The 13,957-nt window shown below is 48.9% G+C and carries 11 protein-coding genes; 6 read left to right on the top strand and 5 right to left on the bottom strand.

All coding sequences use genetic code 11. The features are described 5' to 3' along the window. Positions 1 to 36: 36 nt before the first annotated feature. The 4 genes from C2M34_RS09320 to udk all read right to left on the bottom strand — a co-directional run bounded on the left by C2M34_RS09320 (position 37) and on the right by udk (position 6,409). Positions 37 to 3,252: a S41 family peptidase gene (locus C2M34_RS09320; protein ID WP_105258609.1), complete on the bottom strand. Its 3,216-nt coding sequence runs from the start codon at positions 3,250 to 3,252 to the stop codon at positions 37 to 39. A 119-nt stretch (positions 3,253 to 3,371) separates the two neighbouring features. Further along, positions 3,372 to 4,139 (bottom strand): substrate-binding periplasmic protein, encoded by a 768-nt coding sequence (locus tag C2M34_RS09315; RefSeq protein WP_105201236.1) that lies wholly within the window; start codon positions 4,137 to 4,139, stop codon positions 3,372 to 3,374. Positions 4,140 to 4,541: 402 nt separating this feature from the next. After that, complete coding sequence (locus C2M34_RS09310) at positions 4,542 to 5,765, bottom strand: NupC/NupG family nucleoside CNT transporter (protein WP_105201235.1); 1,224 nt, start codon at positions 5,763 to 5,765, stop codon at positions 4,542 to 4,544. Between the two features lie 14 nt (positions 5,766 to 5,779). Then, entirely contained in the window at positions 5,780 to 6,409 is a 630-nt protein-coding gene (udk, locus tag C2M34_RS09305) for a uridine kinase (RefSeq protein ID WP_105258859.1), read from the bottom strand. Positions 6,410 to 6,713: 304 nt separating this feature from the next. Here udk and C2M34_RS09300 point away from each other — a divergent pair, with 304 nt between their 5' ends. The 3 genes from C2M34_RS09300 to C2M34_RS09290 all read left to right on the top strand — a co-directional run bounded on the left by C2M34_RS09300 (position 6,714) and on the right by C2M34_RS09290 (position 9,533). Beyond that, complete coding sequence (locus tag C2M34_RS09300) at positions 6,714 to 7,946, top strand: phosphopentomutase (RefSeq protein WP_105258608.1); 1,233 nt, start codon at positions 6,714 to 6,716, stop codon at positions 7,944 to 7,946. An 11-nt stretch (positions 7,947 to 7,957) separates the two neighbouring features. After that, positions 7,958 to 8,659: a purine-nucleoside phosphorylase gene (deoD, locus tag C2M34_RS09295; protein ID WP_105201233.1), complete on the top strand. Its 702-nt coding sequence runs from the start codon at positions 7,958 to 7,960 to the stop codon at positions 8,657 to 8,659. A gap of 217 nt (positions 8,660 to 8,876) precedes the next feature. Continuing rightward, entirely contained in the window at positions 8,877 to 9,533 is a 657-nt protein-coding gene (locus C2M34_RS09290) for a HEPN domain-containing protein (protein WP_233998381.1), read from the top strand. A 121-nt stretch (positions 9,534 to 9,654) separates the two neighbouring features. Here the strand turns inward: C2M34_RS09290 and C2M34_RS09285 are convergent, their stop codons facing one another. Then, positions 9,655 to 10,083 (bottom strand): GNAT family N-acetyltransferase, encoded by a 429-nt coding sequence (locus C2M34_RS09285; protein WP_105258607.1) that lies wholly within the window; start codon positions 10,081 to 10,083, stop codon positions 9,655 to 9,657. 165 nt (positions 10,084 to 10,248) lie between these two features. On the opposite strand from C2M34_RS09285, the gene C2M34_RS09280 reads away from it, so the two are divergent. From C2M34_RS09280 to C2M34_RS09265, 3 genes are all read left to right on the top strand, one after another. Then, positions 10,249 to 10,965, top strand: coding sequence for a hypothetical protein (locus C2M34_RS09280; RefSeq protein WP_105258858.1), 717 nt, complete (start codon positions 10,249 to 10,251; stop codon positions 10,963 to 10,965). Positions 10,966 to 11,858: 893 nt separating this feature from the next. After that, positions 11,859 to 12,758, top strand: a complete 900-nt coding sequence (locus C2M34_RS09270) for an OmpA family protein (RefSeq protein ID WP_105258605.1) — start codon at positions 11,859 to 11,861, stop codon at positions 12,756 to 12,758. A 155-nt stretch (positions 12,759 to 12,913) separates the two neighbouring features. After that, the coding region (locus C2M34_RS09265; protein ID WP_234398786.1) for an Ig-like domain-containing protein at positions 12,914 to 13,957 on the top strand (1,044 nt) is incomplete at its 3' end.

Here is a 13,957-nt window from a genome sequence, read left to right as displayed (position 1 = left end):
GCCTGCATCTCTAAAAGACAGGCCCTAACGCTCTAGTTAGAACTTACTGGGTGCCGGCGGCACGCTCAGTGGTTGTCTCGGCTTGGCCTCAAGTTCCTTGAGTAGCTCTTCAACGGCGCGCTCAATGGAGGGATCCTTACCCTGATAAATAAGCTCAGGACGATCTATCACCTCGATATCCGGCGTTACGCCTTCGTTCTCGATGATCCAGTTCCCCTCGTTATCTAGGATGCGGAAGGTCGCCGCAATCACCTGGCCGCCATCGACCAGATTCGGGTTGCCGGAAATACCGATTAAGCCACCCCAGGTACGAGTACCAATCAGCTTACCTAAACCCGCCTGACGGAAATAGTAAGGCAGGGCATCACCGCCAGAGCTGGAATAGCCATTGATCAGCATGGCCTTAGGACCATCGTGGGCAAACTGCGGGGTTTTTGTCGGCTCAACACCACGGCGTTTCCAGTAGTTCAGCGGCTTACGTGCCAGCCAGGTGATCATATGCTCGGGAATAAAGCCACCGCCATTGTAGCGGTCGTCGATGATCATGGCGTCCTTGGTGGTTTGCGGCATAAAGTTTTTGAACATGGCGCGGTTGCCCTCGTAATGGGTGTTGGGCAAGTGCACATAGCCGATTCGGCCATTGGAAAGCTTGGTCACATAGTCGGCGCGCTCGTGCACCCATTGCAGATAACGCAGGCCTTGCTCGCTGGCCACTGGCTTGACGCTGACCTTCCAGGCACCTTTTTGGCTTGGTTTGGAGTTTATTAGCAGCTCAACTTGCTCTCCCTGGGTGTTTTCCAGCAATTCATAGAAGTTACTCACCTGGGTGACTGGGCGGCCGTTAACGGCAATAATGAAGTCTCCCTCGCTGGCTTTAACGCCCGTGGTGCCCAGTGGTGAACGGAAGTCTTCATGCCAGTTTTCGCCTTGGAAAATCTGCTCGATTTGCACATAACCCGAGTCGTGGCTCGCCAGTTTGGCGCCCAGCAAACCGTGTTTTTTGCGCTCGGCCGTAGGCATATCACCGGATTGCACATAGATGTGACCGGCATTGATCTCACCGGCAATTTCGCTCAGCACATAGTCAAGATCGGCGCGGTGCGCCACGGCATTGGCCAACGGCTGATATTTGGCCAAGATAGCATCCCAGTCCTGACCATGATGGTTTTCATCGTAGAACCAATCACGCAGGGTGCGCCAGCCTTCCACATACATTTGCTGCCACTCGATTTGCGGGTCGATTTTCAGCGTCATCTTGGTTAAATCCAGCTTGGCCGCGTTCAAATCCTGATCCGCTTTCGGCGCAATAACGCTGTAGTCCTTACCGGCACGCACCAAAACATGTTCACGGTTGCTGGACAGGGTATAGCCACTAACACCTTTGGCCACGGTTTTCAGTTCAGCGTCGTGCTCTGTGCCAAGCAGCTGTAAATCGCCACTGCTCATGATTAACACGCCGCCTTCGACGCCGGCTAAGGCGTTGTAGTCTCCCGCTGGAGCGTTAAGAACGGTCACCCGTTGCATAAAGCCACTGCTTTGCAGCTGGTTTTTCTTGCTTGTTTCTTTGCTGTCGTCATCGTCACTAAGGATGGCCGCTTCATCGCTTTGCAGGGCAATTAAGGGTGTGATCTTGCTGTTTACCGCGGCGGCATAAATGCGCGTGGCACGGTTAAACATGTAGTCAAACTCGTAGCTGCTAAAGGCGAGGTTGAAGTCGCGCTCAGAGGTAAAGTACAGGTATTGGCCATCCGGTGAGAAGGCCGGGCTGTGCTCATTGGTCATCTCGTCGGTTAAGCGCGTCACCGTTTGCTCATCGGTATTGTAGTGCCATAGCGAGGCATAGCGGTTTTCGTTGTTTTTCACAAAGACGATGTCTTCGCTGTTAGGCGACCAGATGTACTGTTGAATACCATCCTCATCGTACAGGCCGGTATCTATCTTGTACTGCTTACCGGATTTTGCATCCAGCCACCACAGGGTGTGATTTTTATCGGCAAACAGCAGTTTTGAGCTATCCGGCGACCACACCGGGGTAAAGCGCCAAATGGTGCCGTTGTCGGTGAGTTGTTTCACCGCATTGTTGTTGGCGCGATCTTTTAGGTAAATCTCATATTCGCCACTTTCATCGCTCATATAGGCAATGTAGCGACCATTTGGCGACCAGCTGGCGTCAATTTCACGCCCCGTTGGCGTATAGGACAGGTTGCGTGTGGGCCCTTGTTTCACCGGCACGCTAAAGAGCTCACCACGGGCGGTGAACAGGGCGCGTTTGCCATCATGAGACAAGGACATGGAGTCGATAAACTCACTGACATTCTTGCTGTAAGGCATGGCATACTGGCGTAGACCGGCAATATTAATGGTGAGCTTGGTGCTTTGCTCAGTAATTGGGTCGAAGCGATAGAGGTAGCCGCCATTTTCATAGACCAGGGCGTTAGGGCCGGCCGATGGCCAGAGCACGTCAAAATCCTGGTGATTAGTCAGCTTTTTCGCCTCGTCCCCCTCGCGGTATTGGTACAGATTCAGGGTGTAGTCGCTGTCGGAAACAAAATAGATGTTGTCGCCCACCCAGGTCGGTTGCTGCTCGGTGGCGCGACTGCTGGTCAATTGCTTGGAGGTGTTGTTTTCTAAGTCATACACCCACACATCCTGGGCACGACCGCCTCGCGAGCGCTTCCAGGTACGAAACTCGCGGTCGATGGGGGTGTACACATACTTACCGCCATCGGGAGAGAGCATACCCCCGCCTGTTTCCGGGATAGCCAGAGGCTGCTCTAAGCCACCATCCGCCGGCACCATATAGGGACGGCCCATACGCTTGCCCCAAGGGGTACGGTTGGCACGAAAGACCACGTTTTTGCCATCTGGGGTCCAATCCAACACCCGGTAATCATAACCACCGCGCGGCGGCATAGGGCCAACATCGTTATAGTAAGTCAGTTGTTTTAGCCCGGAACCATCGCGGTTGATCACGTAAATTTGGCGGCTGCCGTTGTACTCGGCGGCAAAGGCGATGCGCTCCCCATCCGGTGAGAATTTAGGAAAGGTCTCAAAGCCAACATGATCGGTCAGGCGTTGGCTGGCACCGGTTGCGGTGTTGGCCACATACACATCACCGGCGTAAATAAAGGTGACATGTTCGTTGTGAATATCGGGGAAGCGCAACAGGCGCGTGTCTTCGGTTTCATAGGCCGACACCCAGGGGGCCAGCGTGGTTGCCACGGCCAAAGCCAAGGTCGTTATTGTTTTCATGGTTATCCTATCCTTTTGGGGAGACTGTTACATCATAGCAAGGGAGCGGATAACTGCGACCGAGGTGCGACTAAAAGTTTGTTAAAAATTATGTAGATGCTTGTTTTTGTGGTGGCGCACTAGTCATTAAAGGTTTGCAGCTCATGATAGGGGTTGCGCAGCTTTTGCTGGTACCAGGTCGTGTCTTCAATGGCGGCGAAGGCCTCTTTGATGTTGGCGACCGTGGTAGCGTCCATGTCTTTGTTGGCTGCCAAGTAGCCGTAGACGCTAAGCTCTTCGATGGCGCTGATAAAACGCAAATGACTGGCGGGCAGATTAAACTGCTGCGCCATGGCACCGACATAGTTAGGGTCATCGATGATCAGATCCACCTTACCGGAAAGCAAGAGGCGGTAGGAGTGCTTGATATCTGTGGTTTGCAGCACGGTAAAGCCGCGTTTTACAAAAAACAAGGCGCTGATATCATCGCGCTGCACCGCTATGCGATAGGCTCGGGCGTCCTCGAGTTGTTTGATGTTGATGTGTTTGCTTGACGATAAGCTGACAAAGCCCAAACGAAAATAGGCGACCTTGCCCAGCCAGTGAAAGAGCGGCTCGCGCTCCGGTGTTTTCGCTAAACTGTAGATCAGCGTATTGGCCTGCTTTTTGGCGAGGTAAAAGGCCCGTGCCCAGGGGTAGATGTTGATATCGGCATCCACATTCGCTTCGCTGAGCACATGACGAACGATATCCGTGCTGCTGCCGCCGATATTGTCATTGATTAAAATCTGGTTGGGCGGGCTCAGTTCGGTCACCACCTGCACGGTGTCATCCGCAGCACTGTTAAAAGATAGAAGTGCGCATAGGAAACATAACAAGGGGAGTGACGTTCGCAGCAAGGGGGGCATGCTCTTTCCTTAAGCCAATAATTCCCCTAAGCATAGATAAATGCAATGAAGAATGCACCTAATAACGAAGAAAATATTCCTCATTTGGGTACTTTAATGGATTTATACCAATTCTGTTAAGTATGTGAGCAGATATAGCGCCGGATAAATGATGTGATAACAAGGCGGAATTTTTCTTATGTAGTTACTCTACATCGAAAAATTCCAACGCCGTGAGCATGACATTTAGCCCGCTAGAATGATTAGCTATTTAAGTGAATTGGTATTAGTAGGGCGCAGAAACGATAAAAGGGCCTTGCGGCCCTTTGGTGAAGTATCGTTCAAGTTAGCTGCTGCCTTAACCCCTTAAGGCAACAACCTAGGTCTGAGACCCTGTTTTGCAACTGTGGCTTCTCTTTGTTTCTAAGCAATAGAGAGGAAAAACCCAGCAATTGCGGCGCTCATAAGGTTGGCCATAGATCCTGCCAACACTGCTCTGAGCCCTAGACGTGCGATGTCCTTTCGCCGGCTTGGCGCCATACCGCCAATCCCGCCTAGTAAGATGGCTATCGATGACAGGTTAGCAAAACCACACAGTGCAAAGGTTACGATTGCTTGTGTGTGCTCACTTAACTCATCACGATAATTAACAAAGTCCAAATAAGCGACGAACTCATTTACGACTAATTTCTGGCCGATAAAACTACCGGCTCGCATGGCTTCATCCCAAGGCACACCCAATAACCAGGCGACCGGGGCGAAGACATAACCTAAAATCTGTTGCAGCGTCAGCTCCGGGTTATCGAAGAAGCCGCCAAACCAGCCTAATACACCATTAAGCAGGGCGATAAGCGCTACGAAAGCCAACAGCATGGCGCCTACGTTCAGGGCCAGTTGCATACCGCTTGAGGCACCAGCGGCCGCGGCATCGATGACGTTAACCGGCTGCTCATGCTCGGTATCGAGCTCTGCCAGGGTTTCCTTCGGGGTTTCCGTTTCCGGCACTATCATTTTGGCCATCAGGAAACCACCGGGGGCGGCCATAAAGCTGGCAGCAATCAGGTAGTGCAGTTCAACGCCTATCTTTACATAACCGGCCATGACCGAGCCCGCTACCGTGGCTAAGCCACCTACCATGACCGCGAATAATTCCGACTTGGTCATGGTGGTAATAAAAGGTTTTACTATCAAAGGCGCTTCGGTTTGGCCAACGAAAATATTGGCGGTGGCCGAGAGCGACTCGGGGCGCGACGTTTTCAATAGCTTTTGCAGCGCGCCACCTAAGAATTTAATCACCCAATCCATGATGCCGAGGTAATACAAGACCGCCACCAGGGATGAGAAAAACACGATAACCGGCAACACCTGAAAGGCGAATAAAAAGCCTAGAGTGTCTTCCTTGGCCAAGGGACCGAATAAAAAGCTGATGCCATCGGTGGCATAGCCAATTATTTTGGCAACCGCCCTAGACATGGCTTCAAGTATGTTTTTGCCAAATTCAAAAAATAATACAAAGCCACCTATGATGACTTGCAGTAAAAATGCCACGCCGACTGTGCGTGGATTTATCGCTTTACGGTTTGTTGATGCCCCGTAGGCAATCGCCAGTAGCACCAGCATACCGATCAGGCTCATTAATGTTGTCATTGCCGATGTTCCCGTTATTCTTGTAGTAGGTGTTTGATTTTACTTTTTATTATGTCAATTGCTACGCGGTTTTTACCACCTCGGGTGACCACCAAGTCGGCGTTGTGCTTGGACGGCTCGATAAACTGGTAAAACATAGGTCGCACGGTGCGCTTATACTGTTCGACAATCGACTGGATTGTGCGACCGCGCTCTTCAATATCGCGTTGCATACGGCGCATCAGACAGATGTCCAGCGGCGTATCGATAAACACCTTGATATCAAATTCATCTCTCAGTGCCGGATCGCTTAATAACAAAATACCCTCGACGATGAGGATCTTTGCCGGTAAAACGCGGCGTGTTTCCTTTGCGCGGGTGTGCTCGTTATAGTCATAAATGGGCACATCCACGGCGCACCCTTCACGCAATTTGCGCAGGTGCTCGACCAACAATTCGTGCTCAAAGGCATCGGGGTGGTCATAATTGGTTTTGACGCGATGCGCCATAGGTAAATGTGATTGATCCCGGTAGTAGGCGTCTTCCTCGATAATGGCGATCGCCCCAGGCTCTAGCTCATTGACCAGTTCGTTATAAATAGTTTGGCTAAACAACGACTTACCCGACGCAGACGCACCGGCAATGGCGATAATGGTTTGTGTCACAAACAAAGCATCCAGACTGAAATTAGACAATTGATTACTTTAGCAAATTCGCCACGAATAATCTCAATTGATGCCATCCATTAGCGCTTATGCGCGCCAAAAGTGACGCAAATCCTCACGTTATTTCGACAAATGTAGCCTTTATAACGGGTTTTTATTAAGGACTTATGTCCGCTTGAAAAAACATCAGCGGCGAACCCCGTAGGCCCAGAACAAACCTATAATTAGTGTAGGACTTTTGTCCTGTTGGTAAATTTATCAAGTGGTTAAAGTGAGCAACATAGCGTAATAGAGCGAGGCAAGTATGGCACGAGCAATGATCTTGATGGCCGACAGTCTGGGTATTGGCGCGGCACCCGATGCCGAGGCCTTTGGCGATCTTGGTGCCAACACCCTGGGTCACATTTTAGATGCCTACCAGCAGCAATGGGGTGAACCCCTGGCGCTGGCAAACTTGTCGCGACTGGGTTTGATCGATGCCTGTGAGGCGGCGTCTGGTCGAACCCTTAACGTTGCCAATCGCCAACAGCCAATGGCTGCGTGGGGTTATGCCAAGGAGTTATCCAGTGGCAAAGACACGCCGTCGGGGCATTGGGAAATGGCCGGAGTGCCGGTGTTGTTTGATTGGGGTTATTTCCCCTTAACCACACCCAGCTTTCCCGCCGAGTTGATTGATGAATTGGTAGCGCGCACCGGCATTCCCGGGATCTTGGGTAATTGTCATGCTTCGGGCACGACCATTATTGCCGAGCTCGGTGAGGAGCATGTGCGCACGGGTAAACCAATTTGTTATACCTCGGCCGATAGCGTGTTCCAAATTGCCGCCCATGAGCAAAGCTTTGGTTTGGATAAGTTATATCAGGTCTGTGAAGTTGCACGCTCACTGCTTGATGACTACAACATTGGCCGCGTGATTGCGCGCCCCTTTGTTGGCAATGACAAGGATGATTTTAAGCGCACCGGTAATCGCCGCGATTATTCGGTGTTACCGCCGGCCCCGACTGTGCTTGATAAGCTGGCGGCCGCCGGTGGTGAGGTGATCAGTATTGGCAAAATTGCCGATATTTATGCCCATCAGGGGATCACCCAAAAATTTAAGGCGCCGGGCCTGGAAAACCTGCTGGCGAAAACCGTCGAGGTGTTTAAACAGGCGCCGGACAACAGCTTGGTATTTACCAATCTGGTGGACTTCGATGAACTCTATGGTCATCGTCGTAACGCCGTGGGTTATGGCGAAGCATTGAAAGTATTCGATGACTTTTTGCCCCATGTATTGGCGCAGTTAAAAGAAGATGATCTGCTGATCATCACCGCCGACCATGGCTGCGACCCCACCGCCCCAGGCTCGGATCATACTCGCGAGTATGTGCCGGTAATCGCCTATCGCCCGGGCATGCAAGCCGTGGCGCTGGGTGAGCGTGAGAGTTTTGCCGATATCGGCCAGACCCTGGCGCAATGGTTTGACCTAACAACACTTGAATATGGTAACGGCTTTGTTGCGGCGCTTTCGCTCGATACGCCGGACACAGCACAGTAAGAGGACAAGATATGAGTACGCCACATATTAGCGCAGCCCAGGGCGATTTTGCCGAAACGGTATTAATGCCGGGCGACCCACTGCGTGCCCAATATATTGCCGAGCACTTTCTCGACGATGCCAAACAAGTGACTGGCGTACGCAATATGTACGGTTTTACCGGCACTTATAAAGGCAAGCCGGTGAGCATCATGGGCTCGGGTATGGGCATTCCATCCATGTCCATTTATGCCCGCGAGCTGATCGTCAGCTACGGCGTGAAAAACATTATTCGTATTGGTACCTGTGGCGGCATCGCCGCGGATACCAAAATTCGTGACGTGATTTTTGCCCAGGGTGCGAGCACCGACTCCAATGTCAACCGTGCCCGTGTGCGTGGCTACGACTTTGCCGCCCTGGCCAACTATGGCTTGCTTGAAAATGGCGTACGCGCCGCTCGTGAATTGGGTATCGATGCCAAAGTAGGGAACGTGTTTACCACGGATACCTTCTATCAGGCCGACTCCTCGTTTTACGAAGAGCTGCATAAGCTAGGTGTACTGGCGGTGGACATGGAAACCGCCGGCCTTTACGGTGTGGCCGCCGAATACGGTGCCAACGCCATGGCGCTGTTTACCGTGAGCGATCATGTGATCACCGGTGAAGCAACGCCAGCCGAAGAGCGTCAAAGCACCTTTAACGAGATGGTGAAAATCGCCCTCGAATCAATCTAATTTATGCACCTAGGGGCCACCCTAGATTGCAACATCAGTGTTCCTTGGTAATACGTGAAAAACGTTAACCTCAAAGTCCCCGCTTTTTAGCGGGGCTTTTTTATGCCTGCAGATAAGGAGAGCGCTTTGTCTTTTTTATAGTGGGCGTTTGACTAGGGGGAGCAATTAACTTATTAATATTGAGGGTAACTTGTTTGAATTGCCTTAGGTATTTGATATGGAAGTGACTTACCAGAGCTTAAAAGCGCGACAGCGTAGCGAACGAAGTGAATACTCTGAAAACATAGGTTTGCGGGTGCACAGGGCACTGAGCTGGCTGCATAAAGCAGAGCAGATGGAAGGGGATAAAGACTCCCAGTTTATCTTTTATTGGATAGCCTTTAATGCCGCATACTCAAATGTTATTGACGATTGTTACCGTTATACCGAGCAAGATACATTCCGTAATTTTATCGAACGCTTATGTCAGCTGGACGAGCAAGGCCGCTTAGCAGATCTGGTCTGGAATGAATTTGCCAGCAGTATCAGGGTATTGTTAAACAACAAATTTGTGTTTCAGCCCTTTTGGGATTTCCACAATCATAAAAAGTCCGAACAAGAGTGGGAAGAGCGCTTTAAAGCCGCAAATTCCTACGCTAATAAAGCACTCGGCGGTAAAAACACCTCCGCCGTATTATCGGTCATATTTTCTCGCCTATATACATTAAGAAACCAGATTATCCATGGTGGCGCCACCTGGAATAGTTCAGCAAACCGGGCTCAGGTCCGTGATGCGGTTACCTTCTTATCCAAGTTTATTCCGTTCACAATTGAAATCATGATGGATAACGCCCAGGAGTTTTGGGGAGAAGCAAGTTACCCCGTTGTAGAATAAAGCAAATTACCAATACACCCATCTCAAAGCTTAAAGTATATGAGTGGGTGTCTTGTTTATTACTCAGTTTTTCTAGCGCCTCTCGTTCAGCCCTTGGGCTCTTTAACTCTCTTGGTAGCTTTTAGTCCAAAGCTTCCACGATAGAAAAGTGATGGCTGGCTATTCGAAAGCCCTCCCTAAGGTAAAATTTATGGGCGGGAAAGCGTTGCACGCCTGAATCGAGGTGGATCTGCGTACAGCCGACTTTTTTCGCATAGCTTTTAAACCAGTTCATAAAAAAAGTGCCGACGCCTTTTGAACGGTATGCTTCATTGGTAACCAGATCCTCAATATATATATGCTTTCCCCAAGCGAGTTTTTCGCCCATGCTGAACCCGGCAACCGCCAACACCTCGCCCTCCGATATCACATAGACTAGCTGATAGCCCTGCGCTTTTTGTTTCTCTATCTGCACATGCAAACTTTCACGACTGTACTGCGGGCGCAACTGCAAGAGTACATCAAGCACCTTGTCTTGAAGGTCACCTTGACCCATAAACCTAACTTCCATCTACTTCTCCATTTTGGTGTCTTTAAGCAACGAACGTCATCGTACATAAAACTTATCTCAAATCCACATTGTCGACAATTATATTCGATATGCATATAAATAAATTGTTTAAATGGGTTTATAAATTAATATTGTCGACAATGTCAATTTGGGAATTAGATGCTAATGTGGTTTAACTTTTTCGGAACGCTCAATACTTGCTTCATCTTATTTAGTTTAATAGGGGTGTATTCTCAAGTGCGTACCATATGGCGAAGGAAACAAGAGCACATACAAAATCCAACGCATATCCTGTCGCTGAAAATGTTTATGGTTAGCTTCTTCGCCTACTACTCCTTCTTTGTATATGGCATGTCGATAGAGCCTTTCAATCACTATATTGTGTGGCCTAGGTTATGCGCCTCAGTGCTGGTTAGTATCATTCTTTATGAAATATGGCGAGACAGGAAGACACGGCCGTCGTTTCTATGTTTTTCAGCGGCCCTGGCGCTACTTTTGATAGGCGCTTTGTTTGGTGTCATAGGAACTGCTTATGAAGATCAAGGACAGCAAATAATGGCGGTAATGATAGTCTGTATTACCGGGCTCATTGCACATGGCTATCACAGTCAGATCACCTTGGTGCTTAAGGCGGGGGAGACCGGGGCGCTGGATAGAAAAATTAGTGTGTTTATTTTACTGATGGACATTTCAACTATCGCATTTTCTCTGAGCATGGGGCTTACACAAGGTTGGCCGCTATTGCTGTTGGCGAGTGTCAGTGCCATTACAAAAATCGCCGTGCTTTATTTATTCAGGTGGGTCCGTTTTAGCCCGATAGCAAGGGCCCGACGAGCCGCTCAAAAAGAAGGATTCTGTATGACAGAATCGAGCCAACAATGAGCAGGGAAAAATTACCAAGACACCCATCTTTAATCTTAAAAAATTACCAAGACACCCACCTCTGACTGTGAAGAATAAGAGTGGGTGTCCTCGATAACTCCCACTCGAGAACTTAGATAACTCTTTTTTCAATATTGACTGTTTTTCGAACTGAAAAACGTTGTTTTATTTCAACGCGCCACATTGAGTGGTTGTTCGATAAATGAGCAAATTACAACTAAGCTTCTCATTTGAGTTGAAACAGTGCTTTCTGAAGGTTAGCGGGTCCCGCCGCTATTTAAGTACGACCAAGGCGCTCGATCGGGTGAATATAGAATTCAAATGTCACATTTTAGTTAACGCACTATTTACAAAAAAGGCATCTTGCCTATCGTTGGTTAGCGTAATGATTATGGAAATATCGGACGTCAAAAAGTACTTGATTGCGGACGGTGCTGACTATTTGAAATTACAGGATAACCTTGTGGTTATAGGCGAATAGTTACTTTATCAAGCCTAATGGAAACTAAAGCCTAAGCTATTGAGTGCGGGTTAACTGGTTGTATTTAGTTTGTTAATCAAGTTTTGCAATATGGAAAACGTGCTCCAGCATAAAAGCTCTATTGTCCTACAGTTCCGAATATTGAAAAATGAGAATAATAGTCTTCACTTCACTTTAACCTTCTGTTTTTAAGAGTTAATTCTCCCAAAAAAGCAAAAAAACAAGCCTTGAATAGTAATCTTAAAGTATTAGTACTTTTTTATCATTTCGTCCTTGACGATTGAGTGCTTATCGTACAATACTATTTTTAACATAAGTTAAGAACTTAACGCTTGCTTAATTGGTGAAGTTAATTTTTCTGTCAGTCCACAAGTAAGTGTGGTGTTTCACACGCTCCCGAGAAAAGTAAAAAATGAAAAGTTATCTAAAACACGTTCAATTACTCTGTATGCTTGTTTGCGCTGCAACATTAGTAGCCTGTACCACCTCAGGTTCTCTATTAACTGGCCAACCGCTCAAAGCTTCTTCTCAGATTAGTGATGCAGAAGCTACTGCAAAAATTGTATTTTTCCACGATGGTCCTGTTGATGCCGAGACCTTACGAACGAACTCGATCGTTATCTCAACTCAAGGAAAAGTCATTTCCGGGCTGCACCCGCAACAATACACAGTTATTCAAGCCTGCAGTGGTATGCAAACTTTCCAAATCGCTCGAGGTGGCTCAGCAGCCGTCTCAGTAGAGTTGCCTATTGCTGAAAACTCTGTGTATTACGTCAAGTTGCAACCAAGCACACAAGCATCCGGAGTTACCTACCAGGTTTCGACGCACCGCAGTGTTAGCGATGTCATTGATGGCCGCGAAGCGCGCTCATTTTTGGTGGCGCGTCACCAAGCTAACTGTGCCACACCAGAAGAACCTGTAACGCCAGAACCTCTAATGTCTACTTTTGATTCAGAAGCGCTCTTCGCTTTTGATGGAGCGGAACTTACCGACGTCGTAGCCTCGCATCCTTTAGATGAAGTCGTGAACTTTATCGAGGCCCACTCTGACCACTCTATGCGTATTACTGTATCTGGTTATACCGACCGTCTGGGTGCTCGCGACTACAACCAAACACTCTCTGAGAAACGTGCACAAACCGTCGCCAATTACCTTAAAAACAAAGGTTTTAGCGGCAGTCTCCAAGTATTTGGTTTTGGTGCGGCGGATCCAGTTGTAACGGATTGCCCTTCTTCGTTAAGCCGAGATGCCTTGATTCAATGTTTACAACCGAATCGACGCGTAACAGTGCGTGTTTTATCGGCTAACTAATTCTAATTTACAAGCGCACCTACTAAGCGAAAGCGCTTGCTGGCTATTTTTATAAAATTTACGGAGATGATGTCATGGTCAAAGGGTATGAAATCATTGTTTACAGCGGTGAGCGCGTGGTCGAGAACCACTCTTTAACTACTGACGGGGGAGCATTGACAATCAATGCTCAAAACGACGTTCGTTACGAGCTACTTGACCCTGCAACAGGTGTCGCGCCCCAACAAGTTCTCTTCAAACGTGAAGGCGAAAATTTGGAACTTCACTTTGGTGATGCGGCGCCAGACGCAATCGCAGACGTTATTATTACTGGCTATTATGACCTGAGCACGCCACCCAAGTTTTTCGGTTTAGCAGAAGACGGAGATTACTATTCCTTCGTTCCGCAAAGCGGCTTGACTGAAGACCTGTTAGACAAACTTGACGAAGACGACGAGACTTATCAAAGCTTAGGCTACGAAGATAGCGACTCAGGTATAATGTGGTGGCCATTAGTGTTAGGCGGTGCAGCATTAGCGGCATTGGCGCTTGATGGCGGAAGTGACAGTGACGACAAGGTCAGTATTGCTCCAGACAGCCTTGATATCGAAGCTCCAATCGTCACTTTTAACGACTTAATTACTAATGATACAACGCCCGAGCTCAACGGCACAGTCAATGATCCAGATGCGAAAGTGGTCGTTATCATTAACGGTGTTGAGTATGAAGCAACCAACAATGGCGATGGTACTTGGACAATTGCTGATGACGTCGTTGCCGAATTAGAAGATGGCACCACCGCGGTTGTTGTGATCGCGACGGATCCAACTGGTAACGAGGGGGAGGCTGAAGGCGAGGTTGTTATTGATACCGTAGCGCCAGGTAATGGCGATGATGGTAATAGCATCATCTTCGATGATGGCGGTGATAACCTATTATCCGCTACGGAAGCGGCCGATGCCACTTTAAGTGGCCAAATCGAAACAGGCGCATCAATCATCCGCGTCGTGATCAGTGACGGTACCACCGACATTGAGGTTGACCCTACAGCAATTAGCGTTGATGAAAACGGTAACGTGACCATTAGCGGACAGGACCTCAGTATTTTCGCCGACGGTGAGTTGACAGTTACCATGACGGTTGAAGATGCTGCTGGTAACCGAGGAAACGTGACCGATACCACCACCTTGGATACGGGCGCACCGAGCACGGGTGATGGT

The organism is Pseudoalteromonas sp. T1lg88 (assembly GCF_002964765.1).
In the GTDB taxonomy this organism is placed as follows: Bacteria; Pseudomonadota; Gammaproteobacteria; order Enterobacterales; family Alteromonadaceae; genus Pseudoalteromonas.
This window is presented reverse-complemented; position numbering and strand designations above follow the sequence as displayed.